Source organism: Streptomyces sp. a15 (assembly GCF_059026085.1).
This window is the reverse complement of record NZ_JBWLKM010000012.1, coordinates 177,403-197,800: the sequence shown is the minus strand read 5'-3', so window position 1 is coordinate 197,800 and position 20,398 is coordinate 177,403. Positions and strand designations below refer to the sequence as shown.

The 20,398-nt window shown below is 71.3% G+C and carries 17 protein-coding genes; 6 read left to right on the top strand and 11 right to left on the bottom strand.

Annotation, left to right across the window (positions count from 1 at the left end):
• Positions 1-893 precede the first annotated feature (893 nt).
• A complete protein-coding gene (locus AC5P09_RS16100; RefSeq protein ID WP_493874555.1) occupies positions 894-2,219 on the bottom strand; it encodes an MFS transporter in 1,326 nt (441 codons plus the stop codon).
• Positions 2,220-2,290: 71 nt separating this feature from the next.
• Here AC5P09_RS16100 and AC5P09_RS16095 point away from each other — a divergent pair, with 71 nt between their 5' ends.
• Positions 2,291-3,352 (top strand): GlxA family transcriptional regulator, encoded by a 1,062-nt coding sequence (locus AC5P09_RS16095; protein ID WP_493874554.1) that lies wholly within the window; start codon positions 2,291-2,293, stop codon positions 3,350-3,352.
• 1,278 nt (positions 3,353-4,630) lie between these two features.
• On the opposite strand, the gene AC5P09_RS16090 is transcribed toward AC5P09_RS16095, so the two are convergent.
• The 3 genes from AC5P09_RS16090 to AC5P09_RS16080 all read right to left on the bottom strand — a co-directional run bounded on the left by AC5P09_RS16090 (position 4,631) and on the right by AC5P09_RS16080 (position 7,871).
• On the bottom strand, positions 4,631-5,680 hold the full coding sequence (locus tag AC5P09_RS16090; protein WP_493874553.1) for a Zn-dependent alcohol dehydrogenase: 1,050 nt from the start codon (positions 5,678-5,680) through the stop codon (positions 4,631-4,633).
• Positions 5,680-6,846: an acyl-CoA dehydrogenase family protein gene (locus tag AC5P09_RS16085; protein ID WP_493874552.1), complete on the bottom strand. Its 1,167-nt coding sequence runs from the start codon at positions 6,844-6,846 to the stop codon at positions 5,680-5,682. Before AC5P09_RS16085 ends, AC5P09_RS16090 begins: the two co-directional genes overlap by 1 nt.
• Before the next feature lie 110 nt (positions 6,847-6,956).
• On the bottom strand, positions 6,957-7,871 hold the full coding sequence (locus AC5P09_RS16080) for an SDR family NAD(P)-dependent oxidoreductase (protein WP_493874551.1): 915 nt from the start codon (positions 7,869-7,871) through the stop codon (positions 6,957-6,959).
• A gap of 83 nt (positions 7,872-7,954) precedes the next feature.
• On the opposite strand from AC5P09_RS16080, the gene AC5P09_RS16075 reads away from it, so the two are divergent.
• Complete coding sequence (locus AC5P09_RS16075) at positions 7,955-8,881, top strand: cyclase family protein (protein WP_493874550.1); 927 nt, start codon at positions 7,955-7,957, stop codon at positions 8,879-8,881.
• 418 nt (positions 8,882-9,299) lie between these two features.
• Here AC5P09_RS16075 and AC5P09_RS16070 read toward each other — a convergent pair whose 3' ends face one another.
• The 3 genes from AC5P09_RS16070 to AC5P09_RS16060 all read right to left on the bottom strand — a co-directional run bounded on the left by AC5P09_RS16070 (position 9,300) and on the right by AC5P09_RS16060 (position 12,298).
• Positions 9,300-9,761, bottom strand: a complete 462-nt coding sequence (locus AC5P09_RS16070; RefSeq protein ID WP_493874549.1) for an ATP-binding protein — start codon at positions 9,759-9,761, stop codon at positions 9,300-9,302.
• A gap of 517 nt (positions 9,762-10,278) precedes the next feature.
• Positions 10,279-11,142, bottom strand: coding sequence for an acyl-CoA dehydrogenase family protein (locus tag AC5P09_RS16065; RefSeq protein ID WP_493874548.1), 864 nt, complete (start codon positions 11,140-11,142; stop codon positions 10,279-10,281).
• A gap of 1 nt (position 11,143) precedes the next feature.
• Entirely contained in the window at positions 11,144-12,298 is a 1,155-nt protein-coding gene (locus AC5P09_RS16060) for an acyl-CoA dehydrogenase (protein ID WP_493874547.1), read from the bottom strand.
• Between the two features lie 142 nt (positions 12,299-12,440).
• Here AC5P09_RS16060 and AC5P09_RS16055 point away from each other — a divergent pair, with 142 nt between their 5' ends.
• Positions 12,441-13,949 (top strand): class I adenylate-forming enzyme family protein, encoded by a 1,509-nt coding sequence (locus tag AC5P09_RS16055; RefSeq protein WP_493874546.1) that lies wholly within the window; start codon positions 12,441-12,443, stop codon positions 13,947-13,949.
• 27 nt (positions 13,950-13,976) lie between these two features.
• Here the strand turns inward: AC5P09_RS16055 and AC5P09_RS16050 are convergent, their stop codons facing one another.
• Both AC5P09_RS16050 and AC5P09_RS16045 read right to left on the bottom strand, forming a co-directional pair.
• Positions 13,977-14,489, bottom strand: a complete 513-nt coding sequence (locus AC5P09_RS16050) for an EF-hand domain-containing protein (protein ID WP_493874545.1) — start codon at positions 14,487-14,489, stop codon at positions 13,977-13,979.
• Positions 14,490-14,639: 150 nt separating this feature from the next.
• On the bottom strand, positions 14,640-15,020 hold the full coding sequence (locus tag AC5P09_RS16045; RefSeq protein ID WP_307675610.1) for an STAS domain-containing protein: 381 nt from the start codon (positions 15,018-15,020) through the stop codon (positions 14,640-14,642).
• Positions 15,021-15,383: 363 nt separating this feature from the next.
• Here AC5P09_RS16045 and AC5P09_RS16040 point away from each other — a divergent pair, with 363 nt between their 5' ends.
• Both AC5P09_RS16040 and AC5P09_RS16035 read left to right on the top strand, forming a co-directional pair.
• On the top strand, positions 15,384-15,965 hold the full coding sequence (locus tag AC5P09_RS16040; RefSeq protein ID WP_493874544.1) for a sigma-70 family RNA polymerase sigma factor: 582 nt from the start codon (positions 15,384-15,386) through the stop codon (positions 15,963-15,965).
• The gene (locus tag AC5P09_RS16035) at positions 15,962-17,374 is read left to right on the top strand and encodes a maleylpyruvate isomerase N-terminal domain-containing protein (RefSeq protein ID WP_493874543.1); all 1,413 of its coding nucleotides are present in this window, start codon (positions 15,962-15,964) and stop codon (positions 17,372-17,374) included. The genes AC5P09_RS16040 and AC5P09_RS16035 overlap by 4 nt, the downstream gene beginning before the upstream one ends.
• A 165-nt stretch (positions 17,375-17,539) precedes the next feature.
• On the opposite strand, the gene purU is transcribed toward AC5P09_RS16035, so the two are convergent.
• Positions 17,540-18,421, bottom strand: a complete 882-nt coding sequence (purU, locus tag AC5P09_RS16030; RefSeq protein ID WP_493874542.1) for a formyltetrahydrofolate deformylase — start codon at positions 18,419-18,421, stop codon at positions 17,540-17,542.
• Positions 18,422-18,468: 47 nt separating this feature from the next.
• Positions 18,469-18,969 (bottom strand): SCO4402 family protein, encoded by a 501-nt coding sequence (locus tag AC5P09_RS16025; RefSeq protein ID WP_266437817.1) that lies wholly within the window; start codon positions 18,967-18,969, stop codon positions 18,469-18,471.
• Positions 18,970-19,086: 117 nt separating this feature from the next.
• Here AC5P09_RS16025 and AC5P09_RS16020 point away from each other — a divergent pair, with 117 nt between their 5' ends.
• Positions 19,087-20,394, top strand: coding sequence for an ABC transporter substrate-binding protein (locus AC5P09_RS16020; RefSeq protein ID WP_493874541.1), 1,308 nt, complete (start codon positions 19,087-19,089; stop codon positions 20,392-20,394).
• Positions 20,395-20,398: the final 4 nt, after the last annotated feature.

Sequence of the window (20,398 nt, the reverse complement as noted above, 5' to 3'; positions counted from 1 at the left end):
CGGGTGACCCAAGAACCTCCCTCCAAGTTCCTCCCGACTGCGTCGGGGATACAACAAAGCGCCTCACGGCGCACACCGTGCATGCAGTTCTCCCGCACACGGCTTTCCGACATCGTTCACCAGCTGGCATGCGCCGTCGCCCTGGGTGACCCAGTTCCGGCCCAGCAGTCCGTGTTTCCGGCTAGCGCGGATCGCCAGCCGCTCGTGGACACAGCCGTCGACCGCGTTCTACTTCCGCCCGGAGTTCCCGTTGCGGAAGTACGCACCCCAGCCTCGCAGCGCGGGGGTTGAGGTCGGCGACCACGGCGACCACCGGCCGTTCGGTCTTGGAGCGTCCGGTGGCCGCGCGGACTTTGTCCCGCAGCACCCGCATCGCTCTGACCGAGGGCCAGCGCTGCAAGGAGAACTTGCCCCGCCGTCAGATCCCTCCCGGGACGCTGTTCGCCGGGCATTGCAGGAAGCCAGGGCGACTTCGACGAGCTCTTCGCTTCCGGGAACTGGGCCCTCCCCTCCAGCGCGGTCAAGAGCATGCGGGTCGCTAGCCCTGATGGTCGCCACCGGCGAAGGCCGCTGACTACCGACGACGGGACACTGCGGCCGTACCACCTCGCCACCCTCCTGCCGTTGGCGGCCACGGCAGCCGCCACTCAGCCGTCGTCCGGCGGAGGGAGCTCGATGTAGGTCTGCTGGGCCTCAGTCAGTTCGATTCCGGCGGGCTTCTTGAGGGGGTGGCGCACAGGCGGCCGGACTGCGACAGCCGGCTGTGGTGCGGTTCGAGGCGGACGGAACCATGCCCACGCTGCCGCTCCTCGAACGACTCACCGTCGCCCTCGGCATGCGCCGACAAGTCGGCTTCGAGCCGCTCGACCACGCCCGTTGAACAGGCCTCCACCTCAAGTCGGCGTCGCCACCGTGACCACCGGCCGCCGGATCACCAGCGCCATCAGCGCCGCCGCCGCGCACAGCGCCCCCGACGCGTACCAGACCATGTCGTACTCGCCGAAGACGTCCCGTACGACGCCCCCGAGGAAGGCCACGAGCGCGGCGCCGACCTGGTGGGAGGCGAGGACCCAGCCGAAGACGATCGCGCTGTCGTCGCCGAAGTGCTCCCGGCACAGGGCCACGGTGGGCGGGACGGTGGCGACCCAGTCGAGGCCGTAGAAGACGATGAAGAAGAGCATCGGCGGGTGGACCGACGGGGCCAGCAGCATCGGGAGGAAGAGCAGCGAGATGCCCCTGAGCGCGTAGTACACCGCGAGCAGCCGGCGCGGTTCGAAGCGGTCGGTGAACCAGCCGGAGGCGATCGTGCCGACGACGTCGAACACGCCGATGACCGCGAGCAGCGAGGCCGCCGCCGTGACGGGCATGTGGTGGTCGTGGGCGGCGGGCACGAAGTGGGTCTGGATCAGGCCGTTGGTGGAGGCGCCGCAGATCGCGAAGGTGCCGGCCAGCAGCCAGAAGGGGCCGGTGCGGGCGGCCTTCCACAGCACGGTGACCGCACGCCGGGCGGCTCCGGGGACCGGCTCCGGCTTCGGCACGAACTCCTTGGCGCCGTACGGCTTCAGGCCCACGTCGGCCGGGTGGTCGCGCAGCAGCAGCCATACGAAGGGGACGACCGCGAGGGCCGCCAGCGACACCGTGACGGCCGCCGGGCGCCAGCTGTGCGTCTCGACCATCCAGGACAGCACCGGCAGGAAGATCAGCTGGCCGGAGGCCGAGGCGGCGGTGAGGATGCCGGTGACCAGGCCGCGGCGTTCGGTGAACCAGCGGTTGGTGACCGTCGCCGCGAAGGCCAGCGCCATCGAGCCGGAGCCCAGGCCGACCAGCAGACCCCAGCACAGCAGCAGCTGCCAGGCCGCCGTCATCCACACCGTCAGGCCGGACCCGATCGAGATCACCGTCAGGGCCACGGCGACGACCCGGCGGATGCCGAAGCGGTCCATCAGCGCCGCCGCGAAGGGCGCGGTGAGCCCGTACAGCGCGAGGTTGACGGAGACCGCCGCGCCGACGGTGCCGCGCGACCAGCCGAAGTCCTCGTTCAGCGGGTCGAAGAGCAGGCCGGGCAGGGAACGGAAGGCGGCGGCGCCGATGATCGTCACGAAGGTCACGGCCGCGACGAACCAGGCTCTGTGCAGTGACATCATGCGGCTCCGCCGCGGGCGAGTCGGCTTCTTTCCGGCGCGGGCTGCCTCTACGGCGGCTTCGGTTGTCTGGGGCACGACATAGAGCTTCCTTTCCGGCCATCCTCCGATCGAGTGGCCCGAAGGACATCATTCGCTAGGATCGGGCCATGGAAACGACTCAGGGCTTCCGTCCCCACCGCGTCGTCGTCCTCGCCCTCGACGGCCTGCTCCCCTTCGAAGTGGGCATCCCGCACCGCATCTTCGGCCGCCCCAGGGACGCCGAGCGCCGGCACCTGTACGAGGTCGTCACCTGCTCGGTCCGCCCGCCCGGCCCCGTCGAGACCGACGCCGACTTCGCCATCGAGGTCGCCCACGGCCCGGAGATCCTGGCCACCGCCGACACCGTGATCATCCCGGCGTCGTACGAGCTCGGTCCGGTCTTCGAGCAGGGCGTGCTGACCGACGAACTGGCCGCCGCACTCGCCCACATCCGCCCCGGCACCCGCCTCGCCTCCATCTGCACCGGCGTCTACGTCCTGGCCGCCGCCGGCCTCCTCGACGGCCGGCCCGCCACCACGCACTGGGCCGAGGCCGAGCACCTCCAGCACCTCTTCCCGCGCATCAAGGTCGACGCGGACGTCCTGTTCATCGACGACGGCGACATCCTGACCTCGGCGGGCGTCGCGGCCGGAATCGACCTGTGCCTGCACATGGTGCGCCGCGACCACGGCACGGCGGTCGCCAACGAGGTGGCCCGCCGCACCGTCGTACCGCCGCACCGCGACGGCGGGCAGGCGCAGTACATCCACCGCCCCGTGGCCGACCCGCAGCTGGCGACCACGACCGCCGCCCGCGCCTGGGCGCTGGGCCGCCTCCACGAGCCGATCCAGCTGCGGGACATGGCCGAGCAGGAGGCCATGTCCGTACGCACCTTCACGCGCCGCTTCCGCGAGGAGGTCGGCATCAGCCCCGGCCAGTGGCTCACCCAGCAGCGGGTGGAACGGGCCCGGCACCTCCTGGAGTCCACCGACCTCTCCATCGACCAGGTCGCCCGGGACGCGGGCTTCGGCACCGCCCAGTCGATGCGCCAGCACCTACAGACGGCCCTCGGCGTCACCCCTACCGCGTATCGCCGCACCTTCCGGGCCGGGAGCGGCGGGACCGGCGGAACCGGCGGGACCGGCATCGGCGAGCCCGAGGGCCACGGCGGTGTCGGCAGCCTTCGGTGAACGGCCGGCGCGGCGCACCTCGCCCCACCAGCCGACCGCCGTCAGCACCACGGTGAGGCCCACGCCGGCCAGGATGGCCGTGGAGGGCGCCGCCACCTTGAGGAGGGCACCGGCGAGCGAGCCCGTCGCCGCGTAACCCGCGCCCGCGGCCGCGTACATCACCGAGTAGCCCGCCGCCAGGACGCTCGGCGGGAGCGCCTCGCGCAGGGACAGGTTGCGGGTGAGCATCGCGCAGGACTGGAGGGTGCCGCCCACGACCAGCGCGGCGGCGATCCCGGCCGGGTCCGGCGTCAGCGCCGCCAGGGCCATACAGGCCGACGTGCCGGCCATCAGCACCAGGCTGCGGGTGCGCAACCGCCCGGGCCAGGACCGCAGACCGTGGACGAAGGCACCCAGGCCCCCGCCCACCGCCATCCCGGTCAGCAGCGGACCGGTCCAGCCGACGCCGACGCCGCGCTGTTCGAGCAGGGCCGGCAGCACGAGTTCGGCCAGACCGAGCAGGGCCAGACTGGCCGCGCCCATGACGTACACGGGCCAGGCGCCGACCAGGAGCCGGAGCTGCGACGCGCCCGTCCGGTCCGCGCCGCCCGTGTCGTCCGCGCCCCACCCGGCCGGCAGGAGCCACAGGCCCGCGACCGACGACGCCATCAGGGCGGCGCCGAGGAGCAGCGGGACGGGCGGTGCGACACCGAGGGCGAGGCCGGCGACCGCGGCCGGGGAGACGGCCCAGATCCCGGCCGTCAGTATCGACTCGACGGACAGCGCCTGCGCCGTCGCACGCTCCGGGACGAGCACGGTGAGCAGCGTGCGCAGGCCACCGGTGGCAGCGGCCGGGGCGGCACCGGCGAGAAGAGCGAGCCCGGCGAGGACCGTCGGATGCGCGTCGGGGACCACCCCGAGCCCCGCGAAGGCGACGGCGCCGACCGCGAGTCCGACGGCCAGGTGGGCGCGGGCTCGGTCGGGGCGCAGCCGCATCCCGAGGACGGGAGCGCCGGCGATCTCGCCGATGACGTAGGCCGCCGCGAGGATCGCGCCCAGCGAGTAGCCGCCGGGGCGTTCGCGCACCAGGAAGACCAGGGCCAGCGGCGCCATGGCCACGGGCATACGGGCGCCGACGGTGGTGCAGGACCAGATCAGGACCTGTTGGGAGGCGACGTCGCGGTAGCTCATGGGACGACGCTAGATGCCCGGACTGACAACACCCCAGGAGAATTCCAGCGCCTGTGGAAAACCCCTGACATGCCCCCGACGCGTGCCCAGGACAGGCTCAGGGCAGGCTCAGAAAGTCAGGACCCCCCGAGCCACCCGCCCCGCCTCCGCGTCCGCCGCCGCCTTCTCGAAATCCTCGACCGGGTACGTCTCCGTCACCAACTCGTCGAGCAGCAGCCGTCCTTCCCGGTACAGCTCGGCGTACAGCGCGATGTCCCGCTGCGGCCGCGAGGACCCGTAGCGGCAGCCCAGGATCGACTTGTCCAGGTACATGGACGAGACGAGGAAGGACGCCTCGGCGGTCGCCGGAGGCACGCCGAGCAGCACCGCCTGGCCATGACGGTCCAACAGATCGATCGCCTGCCGGATCAGTTCCACGCGACCCACGCACTCGAAGGCGTGGTCCGCCCCCGTCGGCAGAACGTCCCGCACCCCCTCCGTCGAGGTCAGGAAGTGGGTGGCCCCGAACCTCCGCGCCACGTTCTCCTTCGCCGGGTTCGCGTCCACCGCGACGATCCGCAGGGCGCCCGCGATCCGCGCGCCCTGGAGGACGTTCAGCCCGATCCCACCCGTGCCGATCACCAGCACACTGTCCCCGCGGTCCACCTTGGCCCGGTTGAGCACGGCGCCCACCCCGGTCAGCACCCCGCACCCGATGAGCGCCGCGGACGGCGACGGGATGTCCTTCGGGATGCGCACCGCCTGCACGGCCTTCACCACGGTCCGCTCCGCGAAGGCGGAGTTGGACGCGAACTGGAACACGGGCCGCCCGCCCCGCGTGAACGGCTGCCCCGGCCGCCCGATCGCCCGTCGGCACATCGTCGGCCGCCCCCGGTCGCACTCGGCGCAAGCACCGCAGTTGGCGAGCGTCGACAGCGCCACGTGGTCCCCAGGCACCACGTGTGTGACACCGGCCCCGACGGCCTCCACCACCCCCGCCCCCTCATGGCCGAGCACCACAGGAACGGGAAAAGGTATGGTCCCGTCCACCACGGACAGATCGCTGTGACACAACCCCGCCGCCGAGATCGCCACCAGCACCTCACCGGGCCCCGGATCCCGTACGTCGAGATCGTCCACGACCTCGATCCGCGTCCCGTCGAACAGCACGCCTCGCATCACGCGGCCCCCTGTCGGCCCTTGGGTTCTCTCGGAAGACCGAGCACCCGCTCGGCGATGATCGTGCGCTGGATCTGGTCGGAGCCGCCGTAGATCGTGTCGGCCCGCGAGAACAGGAACAGGTGCTGGAACGCGTCGAGTTCGTACGACGCCGAAGCCGACCACTCCGCCGGCCCGACCGCCCCGCCGGCGCCCCGTACCAGCATCGCCAGCTCCCCGAGCCGCTGATGCCAGCCGCCCCACAGCAGCTTGGCCACACTGGGCGCCCCGGCATGGCCCGCACCCGAACTCCCCAGCGTGCGCAGAGCGTTCCAGCGCATCACCCGCAACTCGGCCCACAGCCGCACCAGCTGCTCCCGTACGACGGCATCACGCACCGCACCGGACTCGACGGCCGCCCGCACAACCCGCCCCAACTCCTTCGCGAACCCGATCTGTTGAGCAAGCGTCGAGACGCCCCGCTCGAACCCGAGCAGACTCATCGCAACGCCCCAGCCCCCGCCCTCACCCCCGACAACGTGCTCCACGCGCGCGCGTGCCCCGTCGAAGAAGACCTCGTTGAAGTCGCTCGTCCCCGTCAGCTGCCGGATGGGCCGCACCTCGATCCGCCCGGGCTGCTCCATGGGCACGAGCAGGAAGGTGAGCCCGTGATGACGCCTGGACCCCGGTTCCGTGCGGGCGAGCACGAAGCACCAGTCCGCCTCGTGGGCGAGAGACGTCCAGATCTTCTGCCCGGTGATCCGGTACGTCCCGTCCGAGCACCGCTCGGCCTTCGTACGCACCCCGGCCAGATCCGACCCCGCCCCGGGCTCGCTGTACCCCTGACACCAGAGTTCCTCCCCGGCGGCGATCGGCGGCAGAAAGCGGGACCGTTGCTCCTCGGTGCCATGAGCGAGAAGGGTCGGGGCGAGCAGGTTCTCCCCGATGTGCCCGGAGCGCGGAGGCGCACCCGAGCGGGCGTACTCCTCGGCCCAGACGACCTGCTGGGTAAGCCCGGCGGTCCGGTTGCCGTACCCGCCCGCGGCCCACCCGAGCCCGATCCAGCCGGCTTTGCCGAGGGTCCGTTCCCAAGTACGACGATCGAGGGACCCATCGACATGCGCCGCAAGCCACTCCCTGGCCTCCCCTCGGAACGCCTCGTCCTCAGCGGTAAACCCGAAGTCCATTGGGGCTCTCCTCTCAACGCGGGACGCGTCCGGCTACCCAGGGGCGCGGGGAACTGCGCGACCAGCCACAACAAACCCGCACCCGCCCCACAACCCGCACCCCCGAGCTACTAGGGGGTGTTTCGCCTGTCACGCCGCGCAGCGGCGAGCTCCATCCCCGCCACCCGCGCAAGCATCGGCATCGGATCCACCCCCACCGACCCCGGCAAAAACTCCGCGATCGCCTCCGGCGTCCACCCGCCGGAGGCATACGCGGCCCGCAACTCCCTCGGCTGCGCCCACACAGCGATCTTCGGCCCGGCGATCGTGTACACCTGCCCCGTGATCCCCTGCTCCCGGGCCTTCTCCGACAGCAGGTAGACAACCAGCGCGGCGACATCCTCCGGCTCACCGATCTCCGCCAGTTCCATGGGCACGTTCGCCGACATCCGCGTACGAGCCACGGGCGCCACCGCATTGGCGGTCACCCCGTACTTGCTCAAGCCGAGCGCAGCGCTCCGCACCAGGGAGATGATCCCGCCCTTCGCGGCGCTGTAGTTGGCCTGCGACACCGAGCCCTGGTGGTTGCCGCTGGTGAAGCCGATCAAGGTCCCCGCCCGCTGCTGCCGCATCACCGCGGAGGCCGCCCGGAACACCGTGAAGGTGCCCTTGAGATGAGTGGCGATGACCGGGTCCCACTCCTCCTCGGACATGTTGAACAGCATCCGTTCGCGCAGGATCCCGGCGACGCACACGACCCCGTCGAGCCGCCCGTACGAGGCCAGCGCCACGTCGACGACCCGCTGCCCGCCCGCCATCGTCGAGATGTCGTCGGCCACGGCGACCGCCTCGCCGCCCGCCGCCGCGATCTCCTTGACCACGGACTCGGCGATCTCGCTCGTCGGCGAGCCGCCGTCCACCGAGACGCCGTAGTCGTTGACGACGACCCGCGCTCCCTCGGCCGCCGCGCCCAGCGCGACCGCCCGGCCGATGCCCCGCCCGGCGCCCGTCACGGCGATCACCCTGCCTGCCAAGAAGTTCCCCACGCCGGCCCCTTCCCGCGGTTTCTGACGGACCGTTAGATTTTATGACCCGTGAGACAGTCGGAGACAAGCCCCAGGGAGGACGGATGTCGCTGCCGGCCGAGTTCCACGACATCGCCAAGCGCGTGAACAACTGGGGCCGTTGGGGGGCCGACGACGAGGTCGGCACCCTCAACCTGATCACTGACGAGGTCGTCCGTGAGGCCGCGACCTGCGTACGGAGCGGTCGCCGGGTACCTCTGGCCCTCCCCCTCCAACAGGACGGCGTGCAGACCGGGCTGATGCCGGGCCGGGTCAATCCCCTGCACGCCATGGTGCAGATCAACCAGGAGATCTTCGGGCCGGGCACGGTGGCGTGCAGCGACGACGCCGTGACCATGGGCCTGCAGGCCGCCACCCACTGGGACGCGCTCACCCACGTCTCGCACTCGGGCCGGCTCTACAACGGCCGCCCGGCCGACACCATCACCCCGCACGGCGGGTCGGAGTTCAGCGGCATCGACAAGGCGCGGCACATCGTCTCGCGCGGGGTGCTGCTCGACGTGGCCCGCGCCCGCCACAAGGACCGGCTCGACGGTGGGTACGCCGTCACTCCCGAGGACCTGGAGGCCGCCGAGGAACTCGCGGGCACGCGCGTGCGTGCCGGTGACGTCGTGCTCGTCCGGACCGGGCAGATGCAGGTGTATCTGGCGGGCGACAAGCACGCGTACAGCCATCCGTCGCCCGGCCTGTCGATCCGTACCCCGGAGTGGTTCCACGCGCGCGACGTCGCCGCGGTCGCGAACGACACCCTCACCTTCGAGGTCTTCCCGCCCGAGATCGAGGATCTGTGGCTGCCCGTGCATGCGCTCGATCTGGTGGAAATGGGGATGATTCAGGGGCAGAACTGGAATCTCGAAGAGTTGTCCACAGCCTGTGGACAAGAAAGTCGCTACGCGTTCTTGCTGTCAGCGATGCCCGAACCCTTCGTGGGCGCGACGGGAACCCCGGTGGCTCCCGTCGCGATCCTCTGATCCGCCAAGTCCCCAGGCCGCCAAGCCCACATGCCTCCAATGACCGTCGGACGGCGACGCACCACTGCCCGCCCCGAGCACGGCACCGCGCCGCCATCCGACTCCGGCGCACCCGCCCCGATTCCTCCTGGCCGTGAAAGAACCGACGCCGAATCACGACCCGCACTCGGCGAGGGTTCCCGTCACCGAACCCCTCGTCGTCCCCTCACGGCGAATCGCTGACCACAAGCGTGTTCAAACGGTCACGCGGCGTCAACATCTGTTCGGGGATTTATCACTTACACCCCATTTGCCGTGGGCGCGCACAGAAGCACGTCCGGCGCACGGATTCACCGCCCGGGAAGGGACGACAGCGCTTTCCGCGACCGTGCACCGGACCACCGGCATTTCCACGGGACCCGAGTCCACCGTGCGCCGGTCACACCGCCTCGAACGCCAGCCCCTCGTACGCCGAAGCGCCGTTCCCGTAGGTCGTCGCGCCGTCCTCGGACCCTGAACACCGGTCCAGTTCGCACCAGATGCGCTTGCCGACGCCTTCGGGGCTCCAGCCCCAGCGGTCGGCGAGTCCGTCGACGAGGGCGAGGCCCCGGCCGCCCGTCTGGTCACCGTCCACGCAGCGCGGCACCGGGGCGCGGTCGCTGCGGTCGGCCACCTCGAGGCGTACGGTGGCCGACTCCGCCTCGACGGGCGGCAGGGACAGTCGCAGCACGGCCGGACAGCCGGTGTGGACCACGGCGTTGGTGACGAGTTCGGAGACGAGCAGGATCAGGGTCTCCGCGAGCGACTCGTCGTCCCCTATGCCTGACCCGGCGAGGCGCGAGCGGGCCCACCTTCGGGCTCGCCCCACCTCGGCGGGGTCGGGCCGGATCTCCAGCTGCACTTGAAGCACCTGCACCGCTCACACCATCCGAACCGGCGGACACATAGCCTCGCGCCTCACGAGGGCCACGATCGTAGCCATTTTTTGCGTGGCCACAACAATGGCCAAAGCCGGGGTCACGGAACGTGAATCCCTTATGAGACAGCATGGTTGACGTACAGTCACCCCAACAAGCGCTTCGGGCATATTCCAGCGCGAAGGAGTACCCGTACGGGATACTGTGCGACGCTCGTCGGGGGAAGTCGAACAAGCAGAGGCCGACGGCCTTTCTGCCCCGCGAACAGCGGCGCGCACCGCCGGATCCGGAGCCGCCTCCAAGGCAACTCCGGCATGGCTCGTGCTCGGAACCATTCGCATCTCACACAAGGTACCGGAGCGGCACTCCGACTCCGGGACGTGACGAGTCACACCTAGGACACAACCCGATATCAACGCTCCGTGATTCCGGTATGCCACAATCCGCGACATCCGTCCGGGCGGCCCCGGCGACACCCCAGCACACTCGCCTTTCCGCCCTTCAGCCCGCCAGATCGGCCGCGAGGATTTCCTCACTCTCCGTGTTCATGCCGCCACGCTGGGACCGCACCCAGGCCCGTTTCAGATGCAGGTGAACCTCGCTCTCCCAGGTGAACCCCATCCCTCCGTGTACCTGGAGGCAGTCCCGGGTGCCGCGCCCGGCGGCCTCGTCGGCGAGCAGCCGGGCCGCCGCGATGTCCACCGGATCGGCGGTGACGGCCGCCGCGTACACCGCGGCCCGGGCCGTCTCCGCCCGTACCAGCATCTCGGCGCACAGATGCTTGACCGCCTGGAAGGCCCCGATCGGCTGCCCGAACTGCTCACGGGTCCGGGCGTGTTGCACGGCCAGCTCGCACGCGCGCGTGGCGGTGCCCAGCTGCTCCGCGGCGGTGAGGAGGACGGCGACCGAGTCCGGCGAGCCCGCAGCGGCCACCCGGTGCAGCGGCGTCAGCGGATCCACCGACCGCAGCGGTACGGCACCGGCAGCCTCCCCTCGTACGACGTCCGCCTCCGCCAGCCACTCCACCAGCCCGCCGTCGACGGCGGCCACGACCGTCTCCCCGGTCGCCGCCCCCGGCACGGCCCCCGCCGCGAGGTGCGTGGCCACCAGCGGCCCGGGCAGCAGCACCCGCCCTGCCTCCTCGAAGGCCAACACCGCCTCGGGAAGCCCGAGTCCGACGCCGCCGTCGGCCTCCGGCAGGCGCAGCGCGAAGAACCCGGCCGCGCCGAGCTCCCGCCACAGCGCGCGGTCCAGTCCCGGCGCCGATACGGCCGCCCGCAGCGCCTCGCGGTCGAAGCGGCGTGCCAGCAGTTGTCGTACGCCGTCCCGCAAGGCCCGCTGGTCCTCGGTCAGCCGGAAGCGCATGTCATCGTCCCTTCGGCAGCCCGAGGATCCGCTCGGCCACGATGTTCCGCTGGATCTGCGAGGTCCCGGCCGCGATGGTGTAGGACAGCGAGGACAGCCGGTCGAGGGTCCACTCCCGGTCCAGGTCGAGACAGTCGGGGCCGAGGACGTCGGCGGCGGCGTCGTAGAGCTCCTGGCGGGCGTGCGAGTACCGCAGCTTGAAGACCGAGCCGCCCACGCCCGGTACGCCGCCGCTCGCCTCCGCCTCGCTCACGTTCCACTGCGTCAGCCGCCACAGGGCGCGGAACTCGGCGTTGAGCCGGCCGAGCCGCCGCCGGAGCACCGGATCGTCCCAGCGCCCGTTCTCGCGTGCCGTCCGGGTGAGTTCGCCCAGCGCGCGGCGACAGGCGACCACCTCGCCCACGAAGGCCGTGCCGCGTTCGAAGGACAGGGTCACCATGGTCACGCGCCAGCCGTCGTTCTCGTCGCCGACCCGGTTGGCGACCGGCACCCGCACCTCGTCGAGGAACACCTCGGCGAACTCCGCGGACCCCGCGAGCGTCCTGAGCGGCCGTACGGTGATCCCCGGGGCGTCCATCGGCAGGGCGAGCCAGGTGATGCCCCGGTGCTTGGGTGCGTCCGGGTCGGTCCGGACCAACAGTTCGCACCAGTCGGCGACTTCGGCGTGCGAGGTCCAGATCTTGGAGCCGGTCACCACGTAGGCGTCGCCGTCCCGGTACGCGCGCGTGCGCAGCGCCGCGAGGTCGCTTCCGGCGTCCGGTTCGCTGAAGCCCTGGCACCAGACCTCCTCGCCGCGCAGCACGGGCGGCAGCCAGCGGGCCCGCTGCTCGGGCGTCCCCTCGGCGGCGATGGTCGGTCCGGCGTGCAGCAGTCCGACGAAGTTGGCGCCCACATAGGGTGCGCCGGCCTTCTCGGTCTCCTCCAGGAAGATCAGCTGCCGGGTCGGGGTGGCGCCCTGGCCGCCCGCGTCGACGGGCCAGTGCAGACCGGCGTACCCGGCGTCGTGGAGCATGCGCTGCCAGCCGAGGTCGTAGGCGCGGCGCCCGGGCCAGTCGTCGGGCGACGGCTTCGACGGCAGCGTGGGCAGCACCTTCGCCAGCCACTCCCTCAACCGCGCCCGGAACTCCTCCTCTTCGGGCGAGTACGCGAGATCCACCAGCAGCCCCCTAAGCGCGTATCTGACGCTCCATCAGATATGACTCCCGGGAAGGCTAGCCCCGCACCCCTGGACCGACAAGGCACCTGGCCCTACGCTCTGCCCACAATCTGACTGTCCGTCAGCTACACAGGGGGCCGTTGTGAACGACACCGCCCGCGCGCTCAGCGCCGCCCGCACCCTCTGGGACCTGGTCACCCGCCGCGCCGACCTCACCCCCGACCGCCCGGTCCTCCTCCAGGAGGGGCGCACGCTGAGCTTCGGAGAGCTGCGCAACCGGGCCGAGCGGGTCGCAGCGGGCCTGTACGACCTCGGCGTACGCCCCGGCACGGTCGTCGCCTGGCAGCTGCCCACCCGCATCGAGACGGCCCTGCTGTCCTTCGCGCTGGCCCGCCTGGGCGCCGTACAGACACCGGTCATCCCGTTCTACCGGGACCGCGAGGTCGCCTTCGCGCTGCGCGAGTCGAAGGCGGAGTACTTCGCGGTGCCGGGCGAGTGGCGCGGCTTCGACCACACGGAGATGGCACGGCGGCTCGGCGCCAAGGGGATCATCGAGGCGTACGACCGCCTGCCCGACGGCGACCCGTCCGTACTGCCCGCGCCGCCCGCCGAGGGCACCTCGGTCCGCTGGATCTACTGGACCTCGGGCACGACCTCGTCCCCCAAGGGCGTCCTGCACACGGACCGTTCCCTGATCGCGGGCGGCTCCTGCCTCGGCCACGCGCTGCGGCCCACCGTGTCCGACGTCGGCTCGATCGCCTTTCCGTACGCCCATATCGGCGGCCCGGACTACCTGGTGATGCAGCTGCTGTACGGCTTCCCGGCGGTGATGTTCGAGCAGTTCGCGCTGCCGGACGCGCTGGAGGGCTGTCGCAGGCACGGGGTGACGATCGCGGGCGGGTCGACGGCGTTCTACTCGATGTTCCTCGCCGAGCAGCGCAAACAGCCGGGCGTCCCGGTCGTTCCGTCCCTGCGGCTGCTCGCGGGCGGCGGGGCGCCCAGGCCGCCGGAGCTGTACCACGCGGTCGTACGGGAGATGGGCGTGCAGCTGACCCACGGGTACGGCATGACCGAGGTGCCGATGATCACGATGGGGGCGCCGGACGACACGGCCAAGATGCTGGCGACGACGGAGGGGCGGCCGCCCGAGGGGATGGAGATACGGATCGTGGACGGGGAGGTGCGGTTGCGGGGGGAGGCCGTGTGCCGGGGCTACCTGGACCCGGCGCAGACCGCCGAGGCCTTCGACGAGGAGGGGTTCCTGCGCACCGGGGACCTCGGGCGGCTGACCGACACCGGCCATCTGGTTCTCACCGGCCGGCTCAAGGACGTCATCATCCGCAAGGGCGAGAACATCTCGGCCAAGGAGATCGAGGACCTGCTGCACCGGCATCCGGGCGTCGGGGACGTGGCCGTCATCGGGCTGCCGGACGCGGAGCGCGGGGAGCTGGTGTGCGCGGTGGTGGAACAGCCCTCCGGCGCCGAGGAGTTGACCCTGGCGGCGGTGACCTCGTACCTGCGTGCGGAAGGACTGTCGACGCACAAGCTGCCGGAGCGGCTGGAGGTCGTGGACGCCCTTCCGCGGGGCGAGACGCTGCGGAAGGTGCTCAAGTACAAGCTGCGGGAGCGCTATGCGGGCACGGCGGGGTGAGGGCCGCTCAGAGGCGTGCGGCCGCGGTCACTCGGGGACGGTGAAGTACCGCGCGAAGGCCGTCACGATCTCGGTCTCGCCGATCCTGCCGTCGCCGTCCGTGTCGAGCGCGGTCGCGGCGGCCCGGGCGACGTCCTGGGGGACGCCCAGGATGCCGAGCACGCGCGCGGTGTCCTCGACGGTGGCCGCGCCGTCCCCGTCCGGGTCGGCGACGGCGAGCGCCGCGTGCAGGAAGGGCCGGGCGATCTCGGCGAAGCCCTCGGGGTTGTCGCGCAGGCGCTTGACCGCACCGCCCACGAACTCCTCCCGGGTGATGCGCTGGTCGCCGTCCCGGTCCGCTATGCCGGCCATGCCCTGCCAGAACGCCTCGGCACCGAGATACAGGGCCTGCCCCTTGTCGGACCGGGCCGCCGTGCCGAACTCCGTGAGCAGCGCCTTGGCCGCCACGTTGAAGTCCTCGCGGTCGATGTAGCCGTTGCCGTCCTGGTCAAAGGTGGCGAACCGGGCGGCGATCCTGCGCTCGTACTCGCTGCTGACCATGTCGTGTCGTGCCGCCTTACGTGAGGTCGGGGGTGCTCTGGCACGGAGCGTACGACGCGGCAGGCCCTCCGGGCGCGGGAAAGCGACGCTTGTGCCAAGACCGGGGGAATTTCGGGACAACGGTGTTTCAGAGCGACAGCCTGCCGGGATTCACGCCGAGAGCGGGTCGGCCTCTTCGGCCACGGCCGACTCGAGGTCCGGATGGACGTCGAAGAGGCGGCGGACGCCCAGTGCACCGAGGACCCGGTTGACGTGCGAGCCGTCCTCCGCGCCGTGGGCCGGGAGGATCAGGCGGAGCCGGCCCTGGCAGGAGCGCATGAGGCGGCGGGAGGCTATGAGGACGCCGACGCCGCTGGAGTCGCAGAAGAAGACCTCGGAGAGGTCGAGGACGATGCTGTGGCCGCCCTCGGCGATCACGTCGTGCACCCGCTGACGCAGCACCGGCGACGTCACCAGGTCCAGCTCGCCCGACACCCTGAGCACGGCCCACTCGCCCTGCCCACCACCGGTCACATTGAACGCCACCACCATGCCCTTCGCTCGCCGGAAAGCAAACGGAAGCTGTTCTTACGCTTCCTTGCAGCGCGGCTGCCCAGCGGCCGTTCCCTGAAACGCGGGCCCGAAAACGGAAACAATTCAAAATAGGCTTGTTTCCGCCGCATTCGATCCTGTTCGATCAGGTCTGATCGCGCGGTGTGTGGGTAGGCGCCGCATTCGAGGACCGTACGCGTCGAGATCCATTACCACCTCGCGGCCCCCCGGGGGGCGCGCAATGGAACAAAGGGGCGTGCACGGTCCGAGGTGCCGACTACATTCAAGGAGACGGTGGGCGCAGGCTTGACAGCGACACATGCCGGGACACATGCCGGGACACGGGCAGGCTGAGGGGGCCGCATGGCGAAGAAGGACGCACCGCCCCGCTGGGACCGCAAGATGCAGCAGCGGCTCGCACGCGGTGAGGCGGCCGCCCTCGGCGAGTTCTACGACCGTTTCGCCTCCCTCGTGCACGGCCTCGCCCACCGCGTCCTCGGCGACGAACGCGCCGCCGACGGCATCACCCGCGAGGTCTTCGCCCACGTCTGGGAAAACCCCGACGCCTACGACCCCAAGCAGGGCCCCCTGCGCACCTGGGTCGCCACCCTGACCCACCGCCTCGCCGTGCAGCGGCTGCGCGCCACCGAGACCGCCGCGCTGACCCAGGAGGGCCACGGCACCACCGAGGACCTGGAGCGCAAGGTCCGCCACGCCTCGGTCGCCGCCCGCGCCGACTACATCGTGCAGTCCATGCCCGCACCCCTGCGCGCCGCCCTGGAACTCGCCTACTTCCAGCGCCGCGACTACCGCCAGACCGCCGCCGACCTCGACGTCACCGAGGACGAGGCCCGCCGCCGGCTCCGCCTCGGCCTGCAACTCCTCTCCACCGCCCACGACGCCGGAGCACCCGGGTCGCCACCCGGATACGGGGGTGCGGCATGAGCGGAGCGGGCCGGTTCGAGGCGCACGACGAGCAGGACGAGCCTGACGGGGCCGAGGGAGAGACCGGGCAGGAAGGCGAGGAGGGCCAGGAGGAGTACGACGGCTCCCGCAAGCCCGACGACGACATGGACGCCGACAACAGCCACGACCGGGGCGGGTACGGCGGCTCCGGCGACGGTCCCGGCAACGGCCCCAACCCCGGCCGGTCACCCCGCATACCCATGCCCCGCTCCTCCGTCGAGGACGGCGACCGCCCGCTGCCCGCACTGGAGGAGCCGCCCCCGCCCGCCCCGCCGCTCGTCCTGGAGCACCACGTCCTGAAGGCGCTCCTCGGGGCGTGGGCGCTCGCCGCCTGCTCCCCGGAGGAGACGCTGGCCGTCGAGGACCACCTCGGCGACTGCGGCAGCTGCGCGGACGAGGCCCTGCGCCTGCGCGAGGCGGTCGGCCTGCTGCAACGCCCGGAGAGCCTCGACCTGGACCCCGGCCTGCGCACCCGCGTCCTGGAGAGCTGCCTCGACCGGCGCCCGCCGCGCATCCCGGTGCCCGGCTGGGCGACGCCGTACGACGCCGAGACGGCCCGCCTGGACGCCCTGCTCCAGGACATAGGCGACGCCGAGTGGCACGCGCCCGTGCGGCTGCGCTGGTTCGAGGCCGACGAGGCGACGAGCCGCCGTACCACCGTCGCCGGGGTCATCGCCCACCTGCTCACCGTCGACGGGCTCGTCGCGATCGCCCTCGGTCTCGACGACCCGCTGGGCGAGGTCACCGCCGAAGCACCGACACCGACCGCGCGGACCGAGGCGTACTGGCGGGCTTCGCACTTCCCGCCGACCCGGTCGGTGCGCGTGCCCTGGCGGGAGCAGAGCCACGACCTGGTGCGCACGGTGTCCTTCACCGGCGGCGGCGCCGGCCGGCTGGCCGTCCCGTACGGCGTCTTCGAGCTGCCGCTGCACGACGCGATGCTGGACCGCGCCTTCGAGTGCTGGGTGCACGCGGAGGACATCGCCGACGCGGTGGACTACCCGTACGGCCCGCCCTCCCCGCGCCACGTCAACCGCATGATCGACCTCGCGGCCCGCATGCTGCCCACCGCACTGGCGGTACGCCGCCGGACCGGGCTCGCTTCCCCGGCCCACGGCCGACACCTCGTACCGGCCGGCGAGCCCGGCCGCACCCTGCGCCTCGAGATCGAGGGCCACGGCGGCGGCGAGTGGCTGATCCCCCTGGACTCCCCCGCCGCGATCGGCTCCGCCGAACACGAGATCGCCCATGTCGCCCTGGACGGCGTGGAGTTCTGCCGCCTGGCAGCGGGCCATGTGTCTCCGACGGAGGCGGCGGCGGGGCAGCTGGGTGATCGGGAGGCGATCAGGGACGTACTGTTCGCGGCGGCGAGCTTGAGCCGGATGTAGGGGCGGGTTGCTGTTTCGCGGGCGGCTGCGGGTTGGATGTGGCTGGTCGCGCAGTTCCTCGCGCCCCTGAAGTACGTGCAGTGGACGTCCCTATAGGGGCGCGGGGAACTGCGCGACCAGCCCACGACTACCCGCAGCCGCCCGACAACAGAACCCCCCGAGCTCCTAGGCGAACACGACCGTCCGCCGCCCGTTCAGCAGAATCCGCCGCTCCGCATGCCACTTAACGGCCCGCGCCAGCGCCTGGCACTCCACATCCCGCCCGATCGCGACGAGCTGGTCCGGCGTCACGTCGTGTCCGACCCGCTCGACCTCCTGCTCGATGATCGGCCCCTCGTCCAGATCCGCCGTCACATAGTGCGCGGTCGCACCGATCAGCTTCACCCCGCGCGCATGCGCCTGGTGGTACGGCTTCGCGCCCTTGAAGCTCGGCAGGAAGGAGTGGTGGATGTTGATGATCCGGCCGTTGAGCTGCTTGCACAGGTCGTCGGAGAGCACCTGCATGTAGCGGGCGAGGACGACCAGCTCGACGTTCTCCTCGCGCACGAGCTCGAGCAGCCGGGCCTCGGCCTCCGCCTTCGTGTCCTTCGTCACCGGGATGTGGTGGAAGGGGATGTCGTACGACCCCACGAGTTCGGCGAAGTCCGTGTGGTTGGACACCACGGCGGCGATCTCCACCGGCAGCGCGCCGATCCGGGTGCGGAAGAGCAGGTCGTTCAGGCAGTGCCCGAACTTGCTGACCATCAGCACGATGCGCATCTTGTCGTCGGCCCCGTTGATCTGCCAGTCCATGTGGAAGGCGTCACCGATCGCCGCGAAGCTGGCCCGCAGTTTGTCCACGGTCACCGGCGCCTCCGCCGAGAAGTGGACCCGCATGAAGAACAGTCCGGTGTCGTGGTCGCCGAACTGCTGACTGTCCTCGATGTTGCAGCCGGTCATGAAGAGGTAGCTCGACACGGCGTGCACGATGCCCTGCTTGTCGGGGCACGAGAGGGTGAGGACGTACTGGTCGGAGGGGGCGACGGCTCGGCTGGACTGCGCGTTCATGCAGCACAGGGTCCCATATCCGGCGCCGGGGCCGTCCCGCCGTCTCGCTACGCAGACCGCGTCAGGATCCGCAGCACCTCGAGCGTGCTCGGCGGCGTGTCCGGGTCCTCCCCGTCGGCCACCGCCATCCGTACGTGCGCGTCCCGCGCCGCCCGCACCGCGTCCGGCCAGGCCTCGTGCTCGACGTAGACGGAGACCGGGGCGTCCGGCCCGACCTGGTGCATGATCCGCAGCACGCGCAGGACGGCGGTGTCGACGAGGGCCGCCTCCTGGGAGTCCCGGAAGATCGTGCCGACGTACTTCTCGGCGGACCAGTTGTCCAGCCAGGTGTCCTCGACCAGGCGGTACACGGCGTCGGTGACGTCCCCGTACCCGTCGACGCCGGCCAGCCAGACGTTCTGCTGGAAGACCGGATCGGAGAGCATGTGCAGCGCGGAGCGCACATTGCTGCGCCAGCGCCACCACGGCATGTCGTTCTGTGGCATGCCGCCCATGGTGGACGAGCGACGGCCGTGACGGGAAGAGTTCTCCGAACCTTGCACGGTCATCGATCGTACGTTCTCCCCCTCGGGAGCCTCACCCCACCCCGCTGTTCACCCGCGCGTCACCGTCGCATAACCAAGGGTCACTCCCAGGTTAGCGGTGTGACGGAAGCGTGTGTGCCCATGAGCGGCAGGCGACCCATCCGCAGCACCTTCCTCCCCATGTTCACCCGGCCGGGCAGAGCCACCGCCCTCGCCTCGGGGGCGCTGGTGGCATGCGCGTCGCTGATGGCCGGTTGCGGGATCGTCCCCGGTGCCACGGGGGGCTCCGGGGACGATCCGATCAAGGTGATGACCTGGGCACCGCAGAACACCGACGCCACCAACAAACCCGGCATGCCCGCCTTCGCGCAGGCCTACGCCCGCTGGATCAACGCCAAGGGCGGCATCAACGGCCGCGAGCTCACCGTACTGACCTGCAACGACCGCAACGACAGCGTGGCCGCGGCGAAGTGCGCCCGGCGCGCGGTCAAGGAGGGCGTCGTCGCGGTCGTCGGCTCCTACAGCCAGCACAGCGACTCCTTCTTCCCGCCCCTGGAGGGCGAGGGCATCCCCTACATAGGCGGCTACGGCGTCACCACCGACGAGTTCACCAGCCCCCTGTCCTACCCCGTGAACGGCGGCGCCCCCACCCTCCTGGCCGGCCTCGGCAAGGCCCTCGCCCCGAGCTGCGGACCCGTGGCCCTCATCCGGCCCGACACCATCGCCGGCGACGAACTGCCGGTGCTGCTCGACTCCGGCCTGACGGCGGGCGGACACGCGGTCGCCGAGGACCTGCGGGCGGCGGAGGACGCCACCGAGTACTCGGAGAAGTCGGAAGAGGCGCTGGAGAGCATCACCACCGACCCCGAGAAGAGCGGGTGCGTGGTCCCCTCGATCGGCGACCGCACCGGCACCTTCATGGACTCCTTCCGCCGCGCCCGCGAGGACTACCCGGAGGTACGCACCGGCACGGTCCTCGGCAGCGTCGACCAGACGGTGATCGACGCCTCCGGCGGACAGTCCGGGCCGTACGAGGGGTCGTACATCACCGGCTGGTACCCCGTGGAGACCGATCCCCGCTGGGACACCATGAAGAAGGTCATCAGCGAGAAGGCCTTCGGCGACAACCGGATCGACCCCGCGGACGCCGGTGTGCAGACGACCTGGATCGCCTACACGGTGTTCAAGGCGGCCGTCGAGTCCCTGGGCGACGGAGAGATCAGCGCCGACGCCGTGCGCCGGGCCCTGGACGACGGGCTCGAGGTCGACACCGGCGGCCTGACACCGACACTCCGCTGGGAGTTCCAGGCCGAACTCGCCTCCGTCGGCTTCCCGCGCCTGGTCAACACCGACGTGACCCTGCAGGTCGTACGGAACGGGCGGCTGGTGTCGGCGAAGAAGGGCTTCACCGACGTGACGAACACGTTGAAGAACGCCGACCTGAACTGACCGC

What these genes read in the sequence shown, in the direction of transcription:
- AC5P09_RS16095 (WP_493874554.1), top strand. Translation starts at nt 2,291, where the DNA reads ATGGAAACGACTCAGGGCTTCCGTCCCCACCGCGTCGTCGTCCTCGCC.
- AC5P09_RS16090 (WP_493874553.1), bottom strand. Translation starts at nt 5,680, where the DNA reads ATGCGAGGCGTGCTGTTCGACGGGACGCGGATCGAGGTCGTGGACGAT.
- AC5P09_RS16085 (WP_493874552.1), bottom strand. Translation starts at nt 6,846, where the DNA reads ATGGACTTCGGGTTTACCGCTGAGGACGAGGCGTTCCGAGGGGAGGCC.
- AC5P09_RS16075 (WP_493874550.1), top strand. Translation starts at nt 7,955, where the DNA reads ATGTCGCTGCCGGCCGAGTTCCACGACATCGCCAAGCGCGTGAACAAC.
- AC5P09_RS16065 (WP_493874548.1), bottom strand. Translation starts at nt 11,142, where the DNA reads ATGCGCTTCCGGCTGACCGAGGACCAGCGGGCCTTGCGGGACGGCGTA.
- AC5P09_RS16050 (WP_493874545.1), bottom strand. Translation starts at nt 14,489, where the DNA reads ATGGTCAGCAGCGAGTACGAGCGCAGGATCGCCGCCCGGTTCGCCACC.
- AC5P09_RS16045 (WP_307675610.1), bottom strand. Translation starts at nt 15,020, where the DNA reads ATGGTGGTGGCGTTCAATGTGACCGGTGGTGGGCAGGGCGAGTGGGCC.
- AC5P09_RS16040 (WP_493874544.1), top strand. Translation starts at nt 15,384, where the DNA reads ATGGCGAAGAAGGACGCACCGCCCCGCTGGGACCGCAAGATGCAGCAG.
- AC5P09_RS16035 (WP_493874543.1), top strand. Translation starts at nt 15,962, where the DNA reads ATGAGCGGAGCGGGCCGGTTCGAGGCGCACGACGAGCAGGACGAGCCT.
- purU (WP_493874542.1), bottom strand. Translation starts at nt 18,421, where the DNA reads ATGAACGCGCAGTCCAGCCGAGCCGTCGCCCCCTCCGACCAGTACGTC.
- AC5P09_RS16025 (WP_266437817.1), bottom strand. Translation starts at nt 18,969, where the DNA reads ATGACCGTGCAAGGTTCGGAGAACTCTTCCCGTCACGGCCGTCGCTCG.
- AC5P09_RS16020 (WP_493874541.1), top strand. Translation starts at nt 19,087, where the DNA reads ATGAGCGGCAGGCGACCCATCCGCAGCACCTTCCTCCCCATGTTCACC.